Source organism: Echinicola rosea (genome assembly GCF_005281475.1).
GTDB lineage: Bacteria > Bacteroidota > Bacteroidia > Cytophagales > Cyclobacteriaceae > Echinicola > Echinicola rosea.
This window is the reverse complement of record NZ_CP040106.1, coordinates 1823894-1848683: the sequence shown is the minus strand read 5'-3', so window position 1 is coordinate 1848683 and position 24790 is coordinate 1823894. Positions and strand designations below refer to the sequence as shown.

The window sequence follows — 24790 nt, the reverse complement described above, 5'->3', positions numbered from 1 at the left end:
AAAAAACACAAAAATCCAATCGAACAAACCTTCGATCACCCAAAAAACCATCTAACATAAACCCAACCAAAAACCAAATGACTGTTCGTGAACATCATCACTCGGGAAGATCAAAAGCAGGAGAATCAGGTATGTGGTACCACGAGGAAAATCCTGGTCCCATTGCCTCACTTCCCTTTATCAACCAATTTGGCAGCATGAAATTTTCGAAAGTCCGGATGGATGAGAATATGCGGCCACACCTCAATGACGGCATCGAAATCCACTTTATCGAAAGCGGAAAATACGACTGGGTCATCGAAAACCGCTCCGTGGAATTGCTGCCCGATGACCTATCCATCACGGCCCCATGGCACTGGAACGGCAGCCCTGCTGGCAAAATGGACATGGGACAGATCAATTGGCTGATCATAAAGCCGGAGACATTCACTCCTGGAGCTCCTTTGCGGTTGGGAGATTGGTCAAAGCTGTCTCCTGACTTCCAAGAAGAACTGGGCAATATGATCGCCGCTGAAAAAGGAATGGTGCTGAAAAAAGCCCGTGTGTTCAAAAAGTATTTTGCTGAAATAAAAGAAGAACTCCTGCACCAACGTGAAGGGTACGCCAAGATCATTGGCAACCTCATTGAGAATTTGCTGATTGAGCTGTACCGCGACCTCAAACACCGCAAGTCAAAGATCGATGAGGATGATCATTTTATCGAGCGACTGACTGCCTTGGTGCAAAGTGACCTGACCAAAAAGTGGATCGTGGAAGATATGGCCAGCCACTTTGGGATGGGAAAGACCAAATTCAATGATGAGGTAAAACGGCTCACCGGATACCCTCCGAACAGTTTTATCATCAATCTAAAGATCGATAAAGCCAAAGCTCAAATCCTAGATCCCAACGGAATGGACCTTTCGGACATTGCCTATAACTGTGGATTCTCGTCCTTGCAGCATTTTACCACGACATTTTCCCACCGCACCGGCATTACTCCCGGCAAATACCAAAGCCAGCTGAGAAAACGTGAGGTCAGCTGACTACTTATTCCAAAAACATCAGGGAATGCTCTAGCCTTTCGGGGACTGAGAACCACATTTCATGCATAAACCGGGTATAAAAATTTTTGGCTGTCATAAGAAAACGCAAGGATACGTAACGCTCACTTCAACACGAAAAGGTAATTAGCATGAAAATAATTGGCATTATTGGATTGACCACCGTACTTCTCCTGTTCGCCTCGCTATTGATTTTTGGAAATTTAAACAAAGACTTTAGCTTTTTTCAAGACTACATCAGCTCCCTTGGTGCCAAAGGCGCTCCCTTTGCTCTAGGCTGGAATATTTGTGGTTTTGTCTTGGTCGGGCTCGGCTTGGTTGGGTTTGGCTTCATGTACGGGCTCCTGCTAAAGGATAAAATAGCAGCCGTTTGCCTATCACTGTTTGGGACAGGGTATGCATTTACCGCTATTCCCATGGATATGGAATTAACCAATAGCGCTGTCTCCAAAGCTCATGTCCTTGCCATTTGTTTAGGCTTAGCAGCTTGGTTTGTGGGATTATCCAGAATAGGCTTTAACCTAAAAATTCATAAAAACATTCGAAACAGGGCCAATATAACAGCCTTTCTGCTAACAATTGCTATGACAGGCTATCTGGCTGGGCTTTGGTCAATGCCCTTCACCCACTGGTTGGTTTTTGGACTGGTATTCGGCTGGACGGCTTTTACTTCCTTTGGACTTTTAACATCAACGACAATAAATGACACTGCTGAAAGGTAACACCGCAGGTAAATAAAAATATTCGCTCATACGCTCAAGGAAATCGCTTTTAACCCCATGAAGTTATTAAATTCAGGCAAAAAGCGTCAGACCGAGCGCTTGCCTGACCGACAGGCATGGAGTCGAGGTCTAACGTCTAGCCTTCGACTCCGCTCAGGCTGACATCTCTCTACGAATCGTTTAAAAGCGATTTCCCTGCACAGACGCCAATAAACCCTTAAGGAAGAAAATTTTCAACTTTAGCACACTCCTTTACGCTTCTCCATCAATCGACCGTTTCCAAAACCACCTCCCCAGGCTGCAGATGCTCTGAAGTGGCCCGAATGGAAATCTCGCCGGCATCCTTGGTGGACTGGACAATTAGCAAACATTTGCCATTAAATGCTTTCCTGTAATTGGCCTTAAAAGGTTCCAGACTGGCTTGGTAGCCATTGTCCACACCCATGATCTTTCCTTCTCCCTGGATTTCAAAATTTACCATATTATTGGCATCGGGCACCATATTGCCATCCATATCACAGATGCTGACGGTAATAAAGGAAAGGTCTTTTCCATCTGCTTTGATGATCTTACGATCTGGGGCCAATGTGACCTTTTGGGCATCTCCCGCGGTGAAGACTTTCTTTTCCAATATCGCTTTGCCATCTTTTCTGGACACCGCCCTGAGCGTTCCCGGTTCATAAGGCACACGCCACATCACGTGCAGGTCATCACCTTCTTTGCTCTTGGTTCCCAGCGATTCCCCGTTCAGGAACAATTCCACTTCATCGGCTTGATTATAATATACCCATACGTCCACCTCTTGCCCTTCTTCCCAGTTCCAGTGAGGAAAAACATGCAGCACCGTATCAGAGGCCCATTCACTTTTGTACATGTAATAGGAATCTTTGGGAAATCCAGCCAGATCCACTATGCCAAAATAAGAGCTCCGTGCTGGATAAGGGTAAGGAATCGGCTCTCCCAAATAGTCAAAACCGGTCCAGACAAACAAACCCGCCATAAAATCTTGATCCTTGATGGATTTCCACGTCTCTTCATGGGTACTGCCCCAGTAAGCGGACACTTGATCGTATGCCGAGACCGTCCAATCCTCATTCCCCGTTTCCAATGGTTTGTCGTATGATTGGGGCCACCGCATAATGGTATCCGACGGAAGATCATAGTGCCCACGGGTGGCCAATGCCGACATGTTTTCCGTCGCGATCAATTTCTCTCCTGGGTACCACTTCGGGAAATTTTTGTGGTCTTTATGCTTATAATTAAACCCTAGAAGGTCAAGAGCTTTCGATTGGTAAATGAAGTTCTTGGAAGGGATGTTTTCCGTGAGGGCACATGTCACTACCCGCGTGGTATCCAGTTCTTTAACGATCCTTACCAGTTCCTTGGTAATGCTGATTCCGGTACTGTCAAACTGTTCCCTGATTTCATTGCCAATACTCCACATCATGATGGACGGGTGATTTCGGTCCCGAAGGATCAAATCTTCCAAGTCCCGACGGTGCCATTCATCCCAGAACAAATGGCTGTCAGCATCTACCTTTTTCTTTTTCCACACGTCAAATGCCTCATCTTGGACGATAAACCCCATTTCATCGCAAAGCTCCAAAAGCTCTGGAGCTGGAGGATTATGGGCTGTCCGAATGGCATTAACACCCATTTCCTTGAGGATTTCCAATCGCCTTTCGATGGCTCGCTTATTTACTGCTGCGCCCAATGCTCCAAGATCATGATGATTACAAACGCCCAGGATTTTCATTGGCTTGCCATTTAGGGAAAAGCCTTTCTTGGCATCAAACTCAAAATATCGAATTCCCAAAGGGGTTTGGTAATCATCCATCAGCTGCATTCCTGCAAAAACCTGTGTGACCACCTTATATAAATAAGGCTGTTCTGTGGACCATAATTTTGGAGAGGGGACCGTAAAATGGTGCATGATATCCGCACTTCCACCTTTACCAAGGGTGAGCGCGTGTTCCTCTTGGGCCACTTCTATGCCCTCAGCATCCAAGATGGTCGATCGAACTGTCAGCTTCCGCTCATTGGATCCCTCATTTTTCACCATTACTTCCATATTTACAGTAGCCGATGAATCCGTGATTTCAGGGGTGGTGATATAGGTGCCCCAGTGTTCGACATGGACTTTTCCGGTACGGATCAGGCGTACGTTTCGATAAATGCCGGATCCGGTGTACCAGCGTGAATTGGGCTGCTGTGAATTATCCACACGAACGGCCAATACGTTTACATTGTCCCCATAATTCAAGTATTCGCTTAGGTCATACTTGAAAGAGCTGTAGCCATTTGGCCGGATCCCTAGCCGGTGGCCGTTGATCCATACCTCTCCATTTCTATAGACACCATCAAACTCGATCCATATGCTTTGCTCCTTTGCCTCGGTAGGCAGCCTAAAAGCTTTTCTATACCAGCCTATCCCTGCAGGCAAGGCACCGCCTTCTGGCTTGGTGGGATGATCCTCACTGAAGTTCCCTTCGATACTCCAATCATGGGGAAGGTTCAGCTCCCGCCAATTGGACACATCAAAATCTGCACTGATGGCATTGGGATGATCCCCCAATTGAAAACGCCAACCATTATTAAAATCAATGACTTGTCTTTCCTTGTCCTCCGAAGAAGAACAATTCCAACCGAGCACTGCTAATGAAAGTACAAGAATGAAACTCAGGATTTTTTGCATGTTATTCATATTTGGCCTATAACCGTCCCATTAAAGTTATTAGTAAAATAGGACACTCGCTGCATTTTTCACTTAAAGTTTTGAGATATAAACGCCTTCCCTATTGGAATTCCACCCGATCCAACCAAAGGCCATTCAGCCCTTCTCCAGAAAGTGTAATGGTGTATTTTCCGGCATTTAGCTGCCCCCCGGAAGTAGTGTTCAGTATTTTCCACTTCACATCCGCCACTGGAAACTGGATCCAGTCGTCGCGCATCACTACACCATTGGAAGCGGTAATCCGAAGCCTTACCTTTTTGGGATGATCGTCATTGTTCATGTACCTAAAGCGGATCAGGAAGGTACCTGCAAGCCCAGGATTGACTTCCCATGCAAATGTATTCTCCCCTTCAAAAGCAATATAATCGCTTTTCTTAAAGTTTCCTGTGGTGATTTCACCTTCTACCTGTGCTGCCTCGGCCTCTTGTTTTTCCACTGGGCGCTGCTCCTCTCCGTCCCCCATCTCATATCCTGGCATCACCACCAAGGTGTACATGGCCGCTTTGCCACTCGAGACCGAACCATTCTCTCCAAAGGCAAATTCTTCACCTTGCTCTAAGGCTTTTTCATACACTTTAAAATAATCTCCCCGGCCGTTGACGGCAAGCTCATCTGTCTGTTCAAAATCCGCCATCCAGTTCGGTAAGGTTGTAATGTTACTGTCCAACAACGCATACAAAGTGGATGCTTCCGGCACCATAAATGTTCCGGATAGGACCTCTGCATCCGAAGGGAAACGCACCCAATCGGCTCCAAACAACTTATACGGTAATTGGCTAAAAGCAATCTTCTTGTCGTCATATTGAGGCTGGCCTGTATCCAGCCATGACGCGACACTTACTCCTGAACGATTGGCCTGTAGATCGGTAATCGCTCTTGGCGAAGCTGGTGCTGACAGGATATCATCCTTCTCACTCGCTATGGCAATCGCTGATATCACCGCTTGCCCTGCAGTGACTTTCGGAAAGCTAATGGTCAACAAACCGTCTTTTGCCCTCCCCTTTACCACTTTTTTCAACGCTTGGTCATGCCCCACCTCCTGCCATATATCCAACTGCTCCAATACCGTATCTCCGCTGATGGCCACATCAAAATCCCGCCAACCTGTAGCATCCAAGCCGCCTCCTGTACCGTACCAAGGCTCTACAAAATAGAGCTCGACCAAATACTCCCCATTCGGCAATGGAAATTCATACCGAAGCTTGTGTTTGCCATAACGAAATGTCTGAAACAACCCCCAATCAGCTGTACCGCCAATGGGATCAAAAGTCCTTCGCTGGCTGGCATAGAAGGACGGTAAATCCTCAAAATCATCCGTCCAGGAAAGTGAGCCCCATGAGCGTTCGTCCTTCCGGTGGACATCCGCCTGCCAATGCTGGCCAAATTGGTCTGTAACATCAGGTCCACCGGCATTTACCCGGTAGAGGTAATGATATCCTTGCGCTGACCGGAGCACGTCGGTATCCTCCACCAATTCGTCAAAATCCGGTGCCTCGGGCAAATGGTGCAGCACGATCATATCTTCAGCGACAGCCTGTCCATTGCGATAGCCAACTGCTTTTAGTACATTGTATTGTACATTTACCTGATCCCATTGGAAATTACTGCCCATGCCAGGATGGGATTTCTTCCCTAGGGATTGTCCACTGACACTATTAAACAGCTCCACTTCGTCGCAATTGGAAAACACCACCACGCTGTCCTTAAGCCCCGGCTCGGTCCAGCGATCCGGCCAAGTATGGCTGACGAGGTACACCATCGGCTCAGAAGCTGCCGGAGCATATTCAGAGCGGTACATGTAATAGGTATCAGTAGGCTCCTCCCATGGGGTCACCAAGCCTTTATAATTCACCGGTCCCACACGGTCGATGTCTCGGTAAGCCTCCCCGTTCTGGATCCTACCTGGATTTTCATGGGAATTAAAAAGCCAGTGAAATTGGCCGGCAAGGCTGTCCTTATGCTCTTCTGCTTCTCGTACCTTGATTTGCATTAGTTGGTAAAAACGGTCTTCGCTATAGGCCGCCTGCTGGTCAAATGGCCCTTCGGTATGCAAGTCCAAGGTCCGCCAAGCGCCATACTCCCCATTCAAGATTTGCTCGCTAAGCTCCTCCCCGTACTGCTGGGGATCACCGCCATAGGTTCCTGACCAGTTTTGGATGACGTTCCAGTCTGTCCCTTCCCCGCCATTGCAGGTGGTCACCAGCCGCTGGGAAGAGGTGGTGGGATCCATTTCTCTAATGATCGCTGTACATTCCTCGGCAAAGGCCTTGGGAATAGTGCTTTCATTTTGCAACCCCCAAAGCACCACCGAGGGGCTGTTTCGCCGTTCTTTCACCCAGTCGCGAAGCAGCTTTTTAAAATTCGCCTTAAACTCGGGTGTATCGTACCAGATATGGGCTGAGAACTGCGTCCAGAAGAGGATCCCCTCCCGATCCCAAGCTTCGTGATATTTAAAATTGTGAGGCTGGTGGGCATCCCTGAAAGCATTAAAGCCTGCAGCAAGCATCTGGTCCACCCGGGAAGCTACTTGCTGATCTGTAAACGCATGACTTTGCCCCATCAAGTGCTCGTATTCGCATATTCCATTGACAAATAACGGTTTCCCATTGATAAAAAATCGATGGTCGCCGTCCTTTCGACCTGCCGGCCAGCTTACCCATCGAATGCCATATGGGGTGCTCAACTTATCAATCATGCGATCACCCTCATATACCGCTGTTTCCATGGTGTAGAGATACGGATTGGCGGGGGACCATAGCTTGGGATGTCCAATTGTAGCAGTCTGCTGACGGATGGTATCCTGCTCTCCCGGTGCCAGTAGGACCTGGCTTTCCTGTCTGTCCACTTCCTTTCCTTTGGCATCCAAAAATCGATTGACGACCGTTACCGCCTTGTCAGAATTACTATAATTCTTTAGCTCGGTGGTCAAATGAAGCTTGGCAGCTGTTTCCGAAATGTTTTTATCGTTCCAGATATGCACCCCAAAAGGCTCAATGCGCACAGCATCTGTGACCACCAGCGTAACCGGCCTGAAAATACCCATGGGCTGGGAACCTTCCGAAAAGCCCCACTCTCCAGAGCAGCCGCCACATACCCACGGCAGATCCGCAATCCATGCCGGATGATCGGCCTTCACGGCAATGGTATTCTGCTCCCCGAAAGCCAGCGCCTCGGTAATGTCCAAGGTAAATGTGGTTCTGCCACCATCATGATTACCCACCAGCTGGCCATTCACCCACACCGAAGCGTACGAGCCCACTCCTTCGAAAAACAAGAAATGCTGTTTTCCCTTATCCTCCGCAGCCGGTCTAAAGGTCTTTCGGTACCAAGCAGCACCATGTCGGTTGCCGTGCTTCATCCGGCGATAACCTTCATACTGGTCCCAATTGTGCGGCACATCCACGGTAAGCCATTTGCTGGCGTCAAAACCAGCTTCTTCAAATCCCTCATCTTGCAATGGTGCCACTCCAGAAGCGATGGTTTTCCAGCCTTGGTTCAAGGAGATTTCTTTACGTCCTTCCTGGGCATTTCCTACGAAAATACAGCTCCAAAAAAAGAGCAAAAATAAGGAAATATATGTGCTAATCTTGTTCATCTTGTGATATTATTTTGGGGATTACAAAATCCGCCTTTTATTATGGGTTCGGGATTATAAATCCCGAACAGCCCGATAAACCACGAACAGCCCGCCAGCTGTCTTTTATGCCGGGGCTACGCCTCAGTATTTTGAAAATGAGCTTGTGGTCCATTTATTTGAGCCACAGGCTCAATTCTCGTTCCACTGAGGGCACAGCCCTCAGTGGAACTTGTCCCAAACAGCCAGCGCAACTTAAACTGTCTTTTCTCTTTCTTCTTGGCTCTATCATCTCATCCAGCTACTTGATACTAATTAATTGCGTCTTAATAAAACACCCAGTCCACGGCTACCTTCTGCTCATCATCTATCAGCCCCACATCCCTTGAAGTGATTTCCTGATTGGCATCGATCGCTCCTAGAAAAAGCACTTTTCCATCTTGCAGGGTCAATTTATTTTCCCCTGCTTCAAATTCATACGTATGGATATTTACCGGTGGCAAGCCTTCGATTTGCAGGGCATTGGCCAGCTGAACTTCCGCTTCCCCACGCATGTTGCCCATGGCATTGGTCTCCAAGGTGGGTGGTGTCAGAAAGTGCTTGTCGCCCGTATTAAAATACCCCATTACCAATTTTATGGGTTGATCATTGTGAAACTCCAGCGTGATTCCTTCATCGTCCAGCTTTTCGGAAGACAGCATCCAGCCCTTGAGACTTTTGAGCTCATCGGCCAGCTGAATGATTTTGCCCGGATCGTCTGTAAATACCTTCTGGCCTTCCCGCACAGCAAACCGGGTAGCATCCAAGCCCAAATTCACTTCCACCGTTTTCCATGGAGTCACCTCCACATCCGGTCGTTGTCCGTCTTTGGAGTCTTTCAGTAATGCAATATTCCTTTTGAAACTGGTCAATTCTTTTTCGTAGTGTGGCAGCAGCTCTACCCAGTGTTTGTTTTGACCTTCATCTCCTCCAATGGGAATTCGGCGCATGGATGTTTGCATGCTGTTGGCATAGAGGTATGTATCTGCTGTCAACTTCACCAACTCTCGGTAATAGGCCACACTCTTTTCCAAATGTGGAAGCGCCGCTTCCAAATCGGTCACATCTCCCGAATACTTAAATTCCAGCACCTGCATGGCCGCTTTTACTTTCTCCGCAAAGAATTGGGCAAAGGCGTTGTAGCTTTGCACATCATTCTGCAATCGGGCAAATTCCGCTTTATTGGATGTTACTGCAGGAGCAGCGGCGTCTATGGCCTCCACCGCCTTGCGACCATGCTCCACCACTTCTGCGATGAGCTGCGGAGGAAGTTCTCCTTCATGTGGGGTGCCGTTGTGCTCCTTTTCGGCGTATTCGATTAGGATTTCGCCCAATGGTCCACAAGAAGAGTGAAATCCTGGATAAACCCGCCATTTGTACGGATTGACAAGCTGGCTTCCAAACATGCCTAGCAACAGGGTCTGGCGGTTGCCTTCGGTGATGCCAAATTTCCTTAATAACTTCGGTGCTATTTCACCCGTTTCTTCATAGGCAGTCAAGATCTGGCGGCCGGCCTCTTTACCAGCACCATATTCATCCCCCAGAACTTCGCTCCAATACTCCACTTCATCTGCTCTATCTCTTCGGCAATTCCAAGCATAGCGTCCCCAAGCCTTGTACCATATCCAGTCCCTATCGATCTGCAATAGCCGCTCGCCACTTTCGGTCTTATCAGCCGTGTAAGGCCAATCCCAGTAAGAAGCCTGGGGGTAAAGATGGAGTGCATTGGCGCCATGGACGTCATGCATGGCCTGTACACTTTTCTGGATAAAATCCGGTGATCCGTATCGGAAAGGCTCCAAATTGGCCAAAATATGTACATTGGAAATATGAATATTACCTTTGGAACTGAGGCTTTTGTGGATTTCCGTCCAAGGCCCTCTCGGTTGGTATGTCGTCAGGGATTCTCCGTTGTATTTATGGGTGGTATAAAGATTTTTGTAGAGCGGCAATGCCTTTTCCATGACCAAGGGCGCATTGGTGTCGTGCGCTCTCAAAATAATCGGTGGCTCATCGGTTCTCCCCAAAGCCTTCAGGCCATCCTTGACCCCGGGTATGACTGTTTCGGTAAACCATTGCACATCATTCTCCTCTCCTGACATGGCTTCTCCCAGTGCCACCAAAAGCCCTACATTGGGATATTTCTCTATAAAAGCTGCAATGGATTTCCGTGTGTAATCCGCGATGTACGGAATGATCGGACGACTACGGTCTTGGGTCTCGATGCCGTAATGCTCAGCAAAAGGCTTTGACACGATGATATTGTAAAACATCTGGATCACCCAAATGCCCCGCTTGTCTGCTTCCTCTGTGATAAAGCGGAACATTTCTTCATTTTTCTTGAATGTCTTATCGTCCACTTCCACTGCAAAAGGATAATCCTCCAACCTCACCAGTGAGGCGAAAGGGTGTCCATTCCACAGGTATAAGGAGTTCATCCGGTTTTCCACCAGCATGTCCAAATAATCTATCCAATGCTCCTTATCGTAAAACCAAGGAAAATTTTCAGGAGTGTACGGATATTCATACACTCCCCTTCCGGGTAAATAGGAAGTTTTTTGCAAACCAATACACGCTCCGCGAAGCACCATCTCCGGGCCATCGGTAAGCTGTTGGTCAAAATCAATCTCCCCCTCCTCGGTAAGCTGGTCAAGCAGCTCCATCGCACCATAAAGTGCTCCTGAAGCATCTACTCCTTCTACCAATAGCACCTTTTCATCTCCACTGCTGATCTGAAAGCCTTCCTTTCCCGAGTTGTTTTCGTCAGGTGTACTCCAAGCATGATCCTCTTTCCATTGGGACAGGGCCGGATCGTCTTGCTCACCGATGACGATGGTTTTTCCTTTGGGGCCGGTAGTGCCCAGCTGGCCTTGCGAGACTGTAAAGCCCTCTACTTTTTCCAACGCCTCAAAAAGTTTCCCTGCTCCAAATTTCGCCCTGTTGGAGGCATTTTCAGAAAGGAGTATGGTGATTTCCTTTGATTCCGGCTGACAGCCCATCAGCAAAATCACAAGTAGAAAAGGAGTCAATAATTTCATTTCGGTTAATTTTTGGGTGAATGTGAAGGGGATTACAAATCCTCTTTATTTGGAAGTTCCTGATTATAAATCAGAACCCAAGAAACTCTTTAACCTAGTTTATGCAATAGGCTTTGGGTTTTGGGTTTTTGATAATTACATATTCCTAAGGGGTATTCCTAATTGCAAATCAAGAACAGCATCGTTGTCTATCGCTGTAATCGCAATGATAGCTTTATAGGCTAGATCACATATAAATTATCTTTGGAACACTGATTTCATATATGCCACATTGCCTCCGTAATTGGCGCGGACATTATGGACATCATCGGTATCCCGCGACCGCTCGATGATCAACCAACCCGACCAGCCGATCTTGTCCAACGTCTTCTTGATGGAAGGCATATCCAAAGCAGGATCATTTTCGATCAACTCCCCATCTGTATTGGAGCAATGGATTTCGGCAATATTGCTGGCACCCAAGGTTTCTAGTTCACTCGGAATGTCCTTCCCATTTTTAATCGCATTAGCAAAGTTAAAGCAGATTTTCACCCCCGGGGAGTCCACTTCTTTTAGCAGCTCCACTTCTCCCGCTGCATCCAAGGCGGTTTCTACAGCAATGACTCCACCGATTTCCTGTGCTTTTGTCCCGGCCATTCTCAGCCTTTCCACGATGGCAGGTCGGAGTTCTGGATGCTTTACCAAATCACTGGGAACACCTAGTGGCAAATAAGCTACCTTTACGCCCATACCTTTCATGGTATCCACGGTATCCTGTACCATTTGGGGTACAGTGGGACGCTCTGCAAAGGACTGTGCATAGAATCCCGACATGGCAATGGAGCTGATTCCCACTCCCTGCTTCTTGGCTTCTGCCAAAAACTCCTCTCTAACCGCCGGATCGCCCAACTTACTGTCAAAGGTATCCCGATCGCCCAGTCCCCCCATGTCCAGCTCAATACCATCAGCATTGATTTCATTGGCAAGGGCAAAAGCACTCAGTTTTTGGCGTTTTAGGATCATCCAGTCACACACTGCTATTTTATAGCGTTCCTCTCCTGAAGCCGCTATTCCACGGCCAGAAGAGCAGGCTGAGAGCGTATGACCTGACAAAATCCCTGTCCCAATGACGGCTAGGGATTTGATGAAATTTCTTCTATTATTAGATGCGTTGTTCACGAATTATAATTGGTTAGTTGGAAGATTTTAATAATGGAATATTATCATTCGAGCAGACCCCACTACAAAACACCATGTTCTTTGTAGCACTTTAAATCTTGCTGCTTGCTGCTTTCTTACTCCGTGGCGACTTCTTCTACCGTAGTATTTTCTTCCAGAAGCTTTGGCCACTGACCATCTTTAATAGGCAGGGAGGTCATTTTGCTGGGGTCGATTTTCACGTATTTGATTCGCTCCCGCCTCCACGTGTAAACGATGTGTATCATCCCGTCCGAAGACTGGATAACGGAAGGGTACGAGTATTGGCTGATCTCTGAATCTTCCAAAATCAATGAGGCATTCCAGTGGATGCCATCGTCCGATAACGAAACATTAAGTGGTGTTCTCGGACCTTTTGCCTTTTCGCCGGGAGGCAAAACATGATTATAAACCAAAAGGTGACGACCGTCCTGAAGGGTTACCGCATCGGTTCCAGAGTTATTATTTGGAAGATTTGACTTTTCCATTGGTGTCCAAGTCTGGCCATAGTCTTCAGACCATGAAGTGCCTACAGCCCTATTTCGAGTTCTTGCTAGAATCTGAAGTTTACCATTTCCGTGGTCGAGTACACTTGGCTGGATAGCATTGATATCGTCCTCGCCTCTGGCTATTGGCCCCACAGTTTCCCAGGTCTCCCCAAAATCCGGAGTGACCTCGAAATGGATATTCCATCCATTTCCTTCCGTACTGGAAGGAGCGATCAAGTTTCCATTACCCAAAAGCACTGGTTTATTCTTTACTGGCCCTATGGCGCTGTCCGGAAGTGCTTTGGGTGCCGACCAAGTATGGCCTCCATCAGCTGAGGTGATCAGCATGCCCCACCACTTGGAAGGATGTGGTCCGACTTTATAGTAAAGCTGTAAATCCCCATCAGGCACTTGATAGAGCACCGGGTTCCAGGTAGGATAGCGCAGGGTATCATTGATGACACCATTGGCGACTTCTACGGATGGGGTCCACTTGCCGTCTTTTCTATGGCTCACCCAAATGCCAACATCCGGGTTTCGCTCATGAGTACCGCCAAACCAAGCAGCCACCAAACCATCCGGAGTCTCCGCAATGGTAGAAGCATGACAGGAAGGGTATGGTGCCTCTTCGTAAATAAATTCATCTATGACAATGCCATCTCTCCATGTCACCTTTTCCTTTTCCCCGCCACAGGAAAACAGTATCGGCAAACAGGATAAGCAGTATATCCAAAGGTATTTCTTGTTCATAATATGTATTAATTTTGGGTTAGTTGTCCAACAAAAATCACAGGGAGTCCCCAGTATCACGAACAAGTTAGAAAGAACCGCACAAGTTGCTATCCTGTACCTTCCCGCCAAACAGGCTGTCGGATTTATCAAAAAAACTAAACTATTCCTCGTTTGTAGTCCCACACTATCCCTTGTTTGCCAAACTATTCCTCATTTCCAACGAGGAATTCCGAGCATGGCATTTGTAATGCCAGTCATCGTACACGTGCATTACAAATGCACAGTTCGTTAAGCCCTCGTTGCAATCGAGGGCAATTCTAGGAGGTCAATTCGACGACTATTCCGCATTTCAATGCGGAATTCATAAGCTTTACGTTTGTAATGCTGTATAAACTGCTTATATTGATACATTAATTTTTTTCACAATGTCAGGTGATGCCTATTTTATAACCGATCAACATGCCCCTTATTTTCTAACGCTAACGGTTGTTGATTGGGTGGATATTTTTACCAGAAAAACGTATAAAGACATAATAATCGACTCTTTTCGCTACTGTCAATATCATAAAGGACTACGACTACACTCTTGGGTGATCATGAGCAATCACATCCATTTTATTGCCTATTGCACACCTCCCTTCATGATGTCCAATTTTTTGAGGGATTTCAAAAAGTTCACCGCTAAAAAAATCATTTCAGCTATCCAAGAAATCCCGGAAAGTAGAAAAACGTGGCTTTTGGACCGGTTCTCATTCCATGCCAAAAACTCTGCGAGGCATCAACAGTTTAGGTTATGGAAAGAAGGAAACCACGCTATCCACCTCCAAGCATATTATATTGATATATTCCAAAAAATAAATTATATCCATAATAATTCTGTAAAAGCGGGTATAGTAGAATATCCCGAAAACTACCTTTACAGCAGTGCCAAAGATTACATGACCAATGAAAAAGGCTTACTTCCTGTGGAATTAGTTTAAAAGCTATTCCACTACACTATTCCTCGTTTCCAACGAGGAATTCCGAGCATGGCATTTGTAATGCCATCAGCATACACGTGCATTACAAATGCACGGTTCATTACGCCCTCGTTTCAATCGAGGGCAATTCAAATTAATTCAGGATGTTATTGGTGACGAGGGGCAATTATCAAAAAGCCAACTCCTTGGAGTTGGCTTTTTGATTGATTTGTTATTTGCTTAATTTCACCCTGCCAACATTAACCGACTGGCCTTGGAGGGTAAGCTGAATCGTTTTCTTTTTAACTTCAAAGGATTTTGTTTTGGGGCTTACAGCCATAGGATCATCCAGGGAATTATAGGCCTCCAGATCATCGTTGGCCATTTCCAGCCAAGTCCCTTTACCATTTCCCTTGTACTTTCCGTCCAACTCAATGGTGATTTCCTTGGACCCGGGAGCGGTATTGACCACTTTAAAGATGAGCTCATTAGTGGCTTCATCGATGGTAGCCGAAGCATAAAGCCCCTCTTCACCTGCCAAGCTTTCTCCTTCTAAAGTAATGGGAACTACGGCTGTTCCTGGATTGGTGGAGAATAATTTCTGCACATGGTAATTAGTGGTGCCGTAAGAACGAAGGTTATCAAACCAAATCAAATCCGGATTCCACTGCCAGCCATCCACATGGGCAAAAAGAGGAGCATAAGACGCCAGCCGAACGATATCGGCATTCCGCTCCAATCCTGTCATAAATGCCGCCTCTGACATGGCTGCTTCCCAATTGTTTCTTTTAAAATCCTCGCTTACTGTGGTACTGTGCGCGGCATATTCTCCAGCAAATACTTTGGGACCGTTACGGTCATAATCGTCGTATCTTCGAGCATTTTCCCGGAACCAGGACGGTGGACGGTAGTAATGTTCATCCACCAATTCGGCATCCATTTTCCTCAGCTCACCCCATAGGTATTCAAATTCCCTTCCATCAGGAAAAGGACCAGACGTGGAAACAATGGTTATTTCCGGATAGGCAGCCTTGATGGCTTTCTCAAAAATCTTTGCGCGTTCGATGTACTGGGGACCCCAGTTTTCGTTGCCCACGCCAATGAACTTCAGATCAAACGGTTCCGGATGCCCCATTTCTACCCGCTTGGCACCCCATTCGCTGTCCACAGGGCCATTCGCAAATTGGATCAAATCAAGTGCGTCATTTACGTATTGATCCAGTGCTCCGATCGGCACCTGTTCGCCAGTATTAAATTGGCAAGCCAGTCCACAGCTCAAAATCGGCAATGGCTCTGCCCCAATATCTTCGGAAAGCTGGAAGTACTCAAAAAAACCTATTCCAAACGACTGGTAATAATCAGGTGTAGTACGGTGTGCAAACTCAATGTTCCATCGGTTCTTCATTACCTCACGATCTTCCATTTCACCAATGGTCTTTTTCCACTGATAACGATTTTCCAAATCAAACCCCTCTACAATACATCCTCCAGGAAAGCGCAAAAATCCCGGATTCATATCGGCCAGTAGCTGTACGAGGTCTTTTCTAAGCCCTCTTTTTCGCCCTTTCCAGGTATCTTCAGGAAACATACTGATCATGTCCACATCCAACTCTCCTTCGCCTTCCAGCAAAAACTGGAAGTTGACACCGTCAAGGGTTTGACCTGCTGTCATGACAATTTCATATTCGGCCCATTGATCGCTAAAATCGCTTACCGACCCTTCACCGATCACTTGATCCTTATCCAACAACTTGGCCGTAACGGTAAGATTTTCCCCCTTGGCTACTTTCGCTAAAAAGGTCAGTGTATATTTAAGGCCTTTTTTGACCGCCATGCCACGGAAACCTTCATTGTGAAGACCAAAGTTACCCGCTTCATTGAGCCGCTGCATGCGCAAATACTTGTGGTTTACGCCGTCTGCTTCATGGTTTTTGTTAAAGACATACCCCTTGGCACCTTGGTCTTCTACCCGGTGCCATCCCATCATTGGGTTTTCAAACTCAAAGGAATAATTCTTGATCATCTCCGCATAAAGACCTCCATCTGCGGCAAAATTGATATCCTCAAAAAATAATCCCCACATGGTCGGGGCGATATCGGCGGTTTTTTCGTCTAGATCCACTTCTAGAACGGTAGGTTCATCTTGGGCTTGGGCAATCAATGGCAACACGGCCATGGCCACTCCAAACATCAGGGGCTTAAATTTGTTCATGGGTTTAGGTTATAGTTAGATTTTACTTCATTTTGTTGTCACCAGTAGTAACCAACACGCACCAATATAAGAAAAAATAATTAAATGTTTTTTATACACTTAAAATAGATATGAGATTTGAGACTTTAGATAGGAGACGAGACGCAATACTCACCTCTCCTATCTAAAGAATGTCTTTATGCATTTCTGGGTTGTGCTGGTTTTTTGCCCCAGCACTGGCAAGTGTGGAGTTGCTAACTGAATGATGCTGTTCCGTATTCCCATCCTGAGCATATCGAAGGGTGGAATAACAGGACAAACGCGTTTAGTGTTTTGAAGGGAGATAGTTTTCGTGTAGGCATAGCTATCATCCGTGCCGCTGGCACTCCTTCGGGAGGTTGAGGAGCGCTTAAGCTCCTGCGGATGAATCCGCAGGTTACTAAATTTATCGTGCCGCTGGCACTTTGCCCCGATTTATCAATATCGTTTAGTTAGTGTGAATTTGGAAATATTGGTTCTATTATTTTTCTGCTAAATTCCAAGATGGTCTTCATCTCTTTACCTTTGTTACTTTTTTGCTTCAGGTCAAAAAAGTAACCAAAAAACCCCGCCGCTGTGCAGCTATTGGGCTAAAATTAAAACCTTCCCTCATGCAGGCAAACTCCTTCATTTTAGCTTCCAACATTCTTTTTGGTCAGCATTTCGTCAAACAAGCCTGCCTTTTTGCCCGCCCGCTTTTTAATTTCTTAACGCCCAATACCTGCAAGGCGGATTCAGTTAAAAAGTCCCAAAAATGTATGGCTTCCGCCTTTGGCGGAGGGTCATATAGAAGGTGCAGGTGACAACAAAAAATGATTACACACAAAAGGGTAAGTTCCGTAGGAACGACTTATTTTTAGTATTAAAAGCGAACCCTTTTTAGGAGGATGTGGGTTGGAAAAGGGTGTGGCAATCCCCAAATACGAAGACAGCCACGGCTTCCACTCCTCTAATCTCCCCCCTAAGCCTCGCAGTGACGTTTTATAATCGAACTGAGGTTTTTAAATGCGCTTGCCTTGCCCTGGGTGGAATACGGAACTCTCGGGTGAAGCTTTTTTTCTTTCTTCTTTTCTCTTTGCTCTATCTTGCTACTTGTCAATCAATTACCATCTGGCTTGATCACCGACACCTTTGGGCTCAATGGCCAATAAAAATCCTCGAAGGCAGGTGGGTTTTCGGAGTTATAGCTTGGAATACCTTTCTTCAGGTATTTTTTCAGCTTTAGATCAGTTTGCTTTAACCCTTCCACCACACATCTGGCCAATTGGTAAGCACCATAAGTACTGAAGTGGGTATTGTCCGCAAAGTCCTCTCTTTGTCCTTCAAATGTCCCTGCCGGAAAATGGACAAATGCCTTTTTGGATGCCTCCACACCCCAGGCCTCGTACAAGACTTTGCTTATCGCATTCAGGTCAATCAAAGCTATCCCATCTTCCTTGGCCAGTTGTCGCATGGCTTCGGGATAATCATCGAGTGTATTGATGATCTTGCCATTTTCGTCAAACCTTCTTCTATGCATGGAAGTGACCAAAACGGGAATTCCTCCCTTTGCCTTTGCGGCAGCAGCATATTCTCGAATCATTTCTTGATAGGTGGTAAAAGGCTCCACGTGACTGCCTCCCGGCTTCTGGTCGTTATGGGCAAATTCAATAAACAGGTAATCTCCCGGCTTCATCAAACTAAGCACATTTTCCAGTCTTCCCGCTCCCATAAAGGCCTTCAATGTCTCTCCTGATTCGGCATGATTGGCTATAACAACTTTCCCCGGCTTAAAAAACACTGGAAACATTTGCCCCCAAGCTGCCCAAGGCTCATTTGCTTGATCCACGACGGTGCTGTTTCCTGCCAAAAACACAGTTGGCGCGGTGGTGTTTGGAGTTATTTCTACCGCAGCCACTTTGGGTGCATCTCCGTTAAACTCTATTGTCAGCTGGTGGTCCCAATGAAAATAATCCAGTTCCCGTGATTTCAGCCTGACCTTTTTATCGGTACCGGCAATTTCGGGATAGCGGACATGCACGGAAAACATTTCTTCCTTTTGTTTGCCTTCTTTAGTATCCGTCTTTTCTAGCATCAAGCGGCGATTTTCCACGCGGATAGTGGTGGAGGAAGTCCCTTCCCTATCGCCCAAAATCACCTTCACGTCATAATTGCCCTCTGGCACATCAACTGTAAAAAAGAAAGGCGCATCACTCGCAATCAAATCCCCTTTCAGTTCATTTCTGCCACTATTTATGGCCTCAGGTTGTTTTCCTTCCAGAAAGCCAAAACCTCTTTCTGCCGTATAGACCATCTCAGGCAGTACTTGACCATATCCTTTGGCCACAGGGCCATTACCAAAATCAAACTTGTAGGTTTGACCATGTAATGTGGTAGTGGATATTACCAAAAGTAAAAGAAGAAAACTACGCATAACGGGTTATTTTGATCGTGGTTAGAAAACCCAAAAGTTAGCTTTCTTTGACAGTAAAACTGTACGTTGCTGTGAGGGTTTCTCCAGCCAAAAGGCTAAACGTTTGTTCCTTTGTAACAAGGAATTTACGAACACGGCATTTGAAATGCCAGTCAACATACTCGTGCATTGCAAATGCACGGCTCAATAGCCGCTCTTTATAAACGAGGGCTATTAATAGCCTATTCCTTCAGTTCATTCCCGATCAAGCCCAAACATTGGATAGCGGCCAAGCCCCATTGGGCGGTGGCATTGGTAGAAATATGACCTTCTTCAACAGGGTGCAGCACTTCGGGTCCTTTTACTTCATATATTTCTGGCTTATCAAAACGGTATCCTGCCGCTCCTCCAAAAAACTCTTTCCAAGCCCTGGCGGCAAGTTGGGGATCATTTTTTTGCTTCGCAGCATAGGCGGTCAGTCGGCTATGACCTTGGCCTAGGTTGAGCTTACCGAGAGCATTTCCCAAGGCTTTTTCTTGCTCCTCATCGCTGGCATTGTACAGTTCACAGTACTGTAACCAAGCGGCTTTAAATTCGGGCATATCGATGTTTTCGATCAGCTCAGCACAGATTTCCATCAAACCAAAAACAGCACTCAGGTGCGAAGCCCCGGCCCGCTGCCGGTCTTGAATCTCGAATTCACCTGTCCGCAAATCCAATCTGCTTCCTCCGGTAAAAAAGCCTTTGGGCTGGGCAGCTATGGTTCGCATGCTGTTCATAAGTTTTTCTTTGATTTCCTCCCCGCCGGTTCGCTCCCATTCTGTCAGCCACGCGGCGGCAATGGCACTGTAATCCGTCCCAAAACCGGCATACACGTGATGGGGATCATCATCGGTTTCCCATACCGATTTGCTGCTTACCTTTCTGGTTGGCGGCACTTCTTTTAAGGTCGCCACGGCATTGATCTGTTCGCGCATCAGGTCTCCCACCCGCTCGTCACCGGTCAAATAATAATAAAAGCGCCTGTTGGCAGCGGTTGAGATACGTAGCTGCTTGGCGCTACAGCCCCAATGCATCACATTGTGCCGACTGCCCAAGGGCGCAAATTTCCCCAGATGGTGCACATCTACTTCTCCTGTATGGCGTGTCATAGCTTCCGCCATACGATAAACATCGGCCCTGCCCGTGCGTAAAAAATAATACCAAAGCCATAGATCTGTGGATAATTCGGAATTGTCCCACGCAAACCCTCCGACATCATATTTCCAAGTATGACGGTCAAAATCATAGCTGTGCATCACATCGCCAAAATCCCAAAAGCCATACCACCGGTGGTCATCCACCTGCCCTTTGTAAAACTCAAAATAATCCTCCAAGTATGCTTCGATTTTTGCTTTCTTGGGTGTACTGGTATCGGGTAGGTCCCATATCCTCCCAAACACGCCCATTTGGTGAAGGTATTCTGGAGAAGCAACCAATTGCGGAGGAGTTTCTATGCCATTTGCCAAGGCATTGAATGCTTCATGACTGGGGGTTTTCTCCAGTACCCAAAGTTGCATTTCACTTGTCCTGGCTACTCCTTTTGCCGTTCCAAAGCCAGGCTCATAATCCTCGTACGTGATATTAAGTGCATCCAGTTGTTTTTCATAGGTATCCTGTCCCATGCCATCATGATAAAAGCGCAGGTCCATCGCCGGGGCGTCCGGTGCCCAAAGCCACATGGTCACTTCTGCATTTTCGGTATGGGCATTTCGAATGTCCAACTGGGCAGGGTAGCTCTGCCAAAAGTTCCGGATGCCAAATGCCACGCCCCCAGCTGGTCCGCCAATATAGCCAGCACCTCTACTGCGGTCACCAAAACCTGACTTGAGCCAGGAATGTCCTGACGCTGTCCGCTTTCTGATGGAAAAGGCATCCGAACTGGTTTGTGAAAGGGTATAGTCACCAAAAGCGGGGATATAATGTAATCTCGAGCGTACGCTTTCGGGGAATGTACTTTTAGGTGGTGTTTTCTCTCCCTTCACCTGTGCCTCCCGGACGGCCTTGCCCGAATCCCTCCTAAGCCCTGTCAATCCTCGGACGGCTTCGCCAAAGATCCCATCACCCTTGCCCGCAAATCGGACATGTCTGTCATACAGCTCGTCTTCCATGGGCACATCAAAACGCATCCCCAAACCTTTGATGAAATCTCTTTCTTCATCACCGTCATAAACAATGGTGTGCATCGTTCGGATATTGGCCTCTCCGGCATAAAAATATAGCCGAATAATAAAAGGAAGCCAACCATCACCCTCCGGTGTTTGGTGTTTTCCTTCTACTTTTATGACTGCCCGCACGGGCCCGTTTTGTTCTACCGTCACTTGGTTGATCTCTCCTTCAAATAACGAGGTGGTAATCTGTTCATCTTCGCCAAGAACTCCATCTTGCTTTAAGAGCACCAGCCTTCCGTTCTTCAGGCTTTCGCGGCCATTTCTAATGATGCTTTTCATGAAAGCACTGCCGTTTTTGTCCACCGTGCATTGGATGAGGCCTGTGTCCACTTTTATGGCTGAGGAAGTCTCTTCTACTGAAATTTCTTTTTCTGGCCGAACCCCTTTCCCAGGTATCAGCTTCCAATTGCCCTGCAGATCATCAGGCTGCGAAATGGCATGTCCCGCCCACTTGATCGAGCCGTCCGGCCAATAGGCCAAGGGCCAACTCTGCACGGGAATCTGCTTACCAACATTATTTGTCAGTAGAAAGTCACTTTGCTTTAACTGTCCTTTGGGCCAAGGCACTCCCAAGGTCACTCCACCAAAACGAGTATTTTCAGGATTTTCAAGCCAACCGAGCTCAACGGGCTCAAGGGGCATATCTCTCGTAGTATCAAATGCAGACGCTAAGTGAGGCGCCATATAAAGTCCGCCTGACAATAGGGTTGATTGCTTTACAAAATTTCTTCGTGAAGGGGAATAGTCTGTCATTGCGTTGGGTTATTTGGTTTTATGGTAATTATTGAAAGATGGGAAAATTGTTTAATGTCGAATGTTCGAAGTTGGTAGCTGAGCGGAGCCGAAGCCAGCTCAACTTTAACCCGCTTTATCGGAAATCGGGATTACAAATCCCGATTAGCCTCAATCATGAATAGCTTAAATTTACCCCCTAAATCCCCCTAAAGGGGGACTCAAGTCTCAGGACTCAAATCTCAATTCTCCAGACGAACGATTTTAAGGTCGTCTATCTCATGCCTGGACCAAGTGGACCTAAAGCCAAAGTAGCCTTCTGTCAATGGGGTTTCATCTTGGTACTCGAAGAACTTCTCCCCATCCACCCAGTAGCTCACCAGACCATCTTCCACTTTGATTTTGATGGTGTACCAATGATTGGGCTTCAGCAGATGGTCTTCATCGTCAAGGTCAAATAGCAGCGTCTTTTCACCATCCCCTTGGTATTCTCTGAAACGGGTGGTTCCATTATAGTTGCCACCAAATCCAACATAGTACATGCTCAGGGAGTCATATTCTGCAAATTTCCCACCACGGGTAAATAAGTTTTCATTCTCCGGATCTGTAGCCATCCAAAACTGGTTAAGGTCCGATAGGCGGTCATTGGTGCCATCCGCCATCACCACTTGCCGTTTATAGGTGATTTCAATGTTACCTTTTAGCTTTTGGTTCAGCCAGACCGTTACGCCTCCTTTGGTGTCCAGCACCAGCTTTCCACCTTCCACGGCCACTGAGGAATTGGGCAAGTCATCCATCTCCACCTTCCACTTGCTACTGTCCAGTGGGGTGGAGAAGTCTTCTGATGCCAGCACCTTATCGGTTTCAGCAACTGTTTTCCTGCTGGACACGATATTTTCTCCTGATAGTTCCTTGGTCGCTAACTTCGATTCCTTATTACCAGAACCTCCACAGGAAGCTAAAAAAGCCCCTGTAATGATCATTATGAATAATCGCTTCATTTGATAACCTTTTAATGGGTAATGAAGATTTTGTTCTATTTAGTGGTTGAGTGGAGCTAGCTTCGTCATAGCGAGGAGGTACGACGAAGCAATCCCGTTATTTAAAAACTGATTGCTTCGTCGTCGTTTCCTCCTCCCTGCCAATGGTGGAAGACAGGTTCGCTATGACGGAACCAATCTTATCTTACTCCTCCCAACTTACCGTTACATCAGCACTGAGCTGCTTTGTCAGATTGGTAATATACTTGGTAAAATAATCCCTGTCGGTAAATTGCTCATCAGAAAGCTCCCATCCTGCTGCGGCAAAATACTCTACCGGCTGACCATTTTCTACGTTTAATTTGGCCAAATAGGTATTGGATAATGGGCCTTCTTTTGGTGCCTCCGTGTAGCCTTCGTAAACGGACCTTGGCAGGATCAGCGCCATGCCAAGCCACCATTCCTTTTCATAGGTCTGCTGATCATGGGTCAGCAAGACCACCCATTCATCATTCACCTCTATTTCACTCAGCTCATGATCATTGTTAATATTTACCAGGCCCACCAAAAGTGTTTCGTCTCCTTGCAATCCCTCCACAGAAACGGCATTTTTATAGGCATACATCCCAGGCCAGATCGTACTTACTTCCTGCACATCATAACTGCGGTCCTGGGGCTGCCAGTTGTTATAGTTGTACTGAATCACCGAGCGGACGGGGCCTTCTTTCACAATTTGAAAGACACTTTCTTCTACATTGTTTACCGCATCATTTACAGTGACGCCCATTCTTGCCGGTTCATCATCGATCATCAGGGCCACACCACCAAGACCAACGGAGTTGCCAACGGCCAAAATATCACGCCCCCAATCGTGCATCACATGGTAATTGTCCTCCACCGCTCCTTCGCTATTGATCCCTACATCTTCTGGGCTCATGGCCGAAGTTTTCTTGCCGAAAAGATCCTTGGCATTCCTGCCGTCAAAGTAGTGGCGGAAGCCCACTTTATCATTTTCCCAGCTTGGGCCGTCGGTTTGGTAGGGTTGGTAGCCCACACTTTTGGGTAATCCATCGGCTGGCAAGGTGTCCGCTTGTGCCGGATGAACGGGAATGTCGGCTCCTTCCCGTTTGCCAAAGCGCACACTGGTGCGCGGGGCAAATTCTGGCACCTCATCCGCCCAACCTATTGTAAAGGTCTTAGCATCATTCGCTGCCAAATCGGTGACAAAAAACAACTCATCCCACTGACCATCACCATCGGTGTCATCATACTGAGCAGCAACAGTGTCTCCCACCGAAACCACTAGCGGCCATTTGCCGGCTTGCGATTCAAGGCCTGGAATTTCTCCTTTTTTGATCACCACTGGCTTGTCGGTCAAGGCCAGGGAGGCTTGATTGTTCACCGTAAATTGCAATGGTTTTTCCTCCTTTTTGGCGGGGCTGCATGCATAAGCCATTAAAAACGCCGAACCTACTACCCAAAATGAATGCTTCATGATGTTTACTTTTTTAAATTTCGATTTAAAGTACGGAAAATCGATGACCAAACTCTTCTGGTCTGTCATGGTCGGTTTTGAATTTGCAGCAATTTAGAATTGAAAGATTATATCATTTGAAGATTGGGGATTTTGGACAAGCAAAAGCGCTGGAAAGGAATTCGTCCCACTATCTGATTATAAAGAGGACACAGCCCCCGGTACGACGGTTACCTCCCTAACCCCCTAAAAGGGGGAATTTGGATT

The 24790-nt window shown here is 46.8% G+C and carries 13 protein-coding genes; 3 read left to right on the top strand and 10 right to left on the bottom strand.

The window, feature by feature from the left end; translation table 11 throughout:
- The first annotated feature begins 77 nt into the window (after window positions 1-77).
- Window positions 78-1025 (top strand): helix-turn-helix domain-containing protein, encoded by a 948-nt coding sequence (locus tag FDP09_RS07565; RefSeq protein ID WP_137402088.1) that lies wholly within the window; start codon window positions 78-80, stop codon window positions 1023-1025.
- A 149-nt stretch (window positions 1026-1174) separates the two neighbouring features.
- Complete coding sequence (locus FDP09_RS07560; RefSeq protein ID WP_137402087.1) at window positions 1175-1765, top strand: DUF998 domain-containing protein; 591 nt, start codon at window positions 1175-1177, stop codon at window positions 1763-1765.
- Between the two features lie 265 nt (window positions 1766-2030).
- Here FDP09_RS07560 and galB read toward each other — a convergent pair whose 3' ends face one another.
- The 5 genes from galB to FDP09_RS07535 all read right to left on the bottom strand — a co-directional run bounded on the left by galB (window position 2031) and on the right by FDP09_RS07535 (window position 13564).
- On the bottom strand, window positions 2031-4460 hold the full coding sequence (gene galB, locus FDP09_RS07555) for a beta-galactosidase GalB (RefSeq protein ID WP_137402086.1): 2430 nt from the start codon (window positions 4458-4460) through the stop codon (window positions 2031-2033).
- 100 nt (window positions 4461-4560) lie between these two features.
- A complete protein-coding gene (locus tag FDP09_RS07550; RefSeq protein WP_137402085.1) occupies window positions 4561-8094 on the bottom strand; it encodes a malectin domain-containing carbohydrate-binding protein in 3534 nt (1177 codons plus the stop codon).
- 305 nt (window positions 8095-8399) lie between these two features.
- Complete coding sequence (locus FDP09_RS07545) at window positions 8400-11150, bottom strand: alpha-d-galacturonidase (protein WP_137402084.1); 2751 nt, start codon at window positions 11148-11150, stop codon at window positions 8400-8402.
- A 237-nt stretch (window positions 11151-11387) separates the two neighbouring features.
- On the bottom strand, window positions 11388-12308 hold the full coding sequence (locus FDP09_RS07540; protein ID WP_137402083.1) for a sugar phosphate isomerase/epimerase family protein: 921 nt from the start codon (window positions 12306-12308) through the stop codon (window positions 11388-11390).
- Between the two features lie 116 nt (window positions 12309-12424).
- Entirely contained in the window at window positions 12425-13564 is a 1140-nt protein-coding gene (locus tag FDP09_RS07535; protein ID WP_137402082.1) for a sialidase family protein, read from the bottom strand.
- Window positions 13565-13971: 407 nt separating this feature from the next.
- On the opposite strand from FDP09_RS07535, the gene FDP09_RS07530 reads away from it, so the two are divergent.
- A complete protein-coding gene (locus FDP09_RS07530) occupies window positions 13972-14526 on the top strand; it encodes an REP-associated tyrosine transposase (RefSeq protein ID WP_137402081.1) in 555 nt (184 codons plus the stop codon).
- 211 nt (window positions 14527-14737) lie between these two features.
- Here FDP09_RS07530 and FDP09_RS07525 read toward each other — a convergent pair whose 3' ends face one another.
- From FDP09_RS07525 to FDP09_RS07505, 5 genes are all read right to left on the bottom strand, one after another.
- Window positions 14738-16717 (bottom strand): alpha-L-arabinofuranosidase C-terminal domain-containing protein, encoded by a 1980-nt coding sequence (locus tag FDP09_RS07525; protein ID WP_137402080.1) that lies wholly within the window; start codon window positions 16715-16717, stop codon window positions 14738-14740.
- 1117 nt (window positions 16718-17834) lie between these two features.
- Window positions 17835-19148 carry a rhamnogalacturonan acetylesterase gene (locus tag FDP09_RS07520; RefSeq protein WP_137402079.1) on the bottom strand — a complete coding sequence of 438 codons (1314 nt, stop codon included), beginning with the start codon at window positions 19146-19148 and terminating at the stop codon, window positions 17835-17837.
- A gap of 221 nt (window positions 19149-19369) precedes the next feature.
- Window positions 19370-22090, bottom strand: a complete 2721-nt coding sequence (locus FDP09_RS07515; protein ID WP_137402078.1) for an exo-rhamnogalacturonan lyase family protein — start codon at window positions 22088-22090, stop codon at window positions 19370-19372.
- Between the two features lie 221 nt (window positions 22091-22311).
- Window positions 22312-23070, bottom strand: coding sequence for a DUF6250 domain-containing protein (locus FDP09_RS07510; protein ID WP_137402077.1), 759 nt, complete (start codon window positions 23068-23070; stop codon window positions 22312-22314).
- A gap of 184 nt (window positions 23071-23254) precedes the next feature.
- Window positions 23255-24544 carry a DUF4861 domain-containing protein gene (locus tag FDP09_RS07505; protein ID WP_137404963.1) on the bottom strand — a complete coding sequence of 430 codons (1290 nt, stop codon included), beginning with the start codon at window positions 24542-24544 and terminating at the stop codon, window positions 23255-23257.
- Between the last annotated feature and the right edge of the window lie 246 nt (window positions 24545-24790).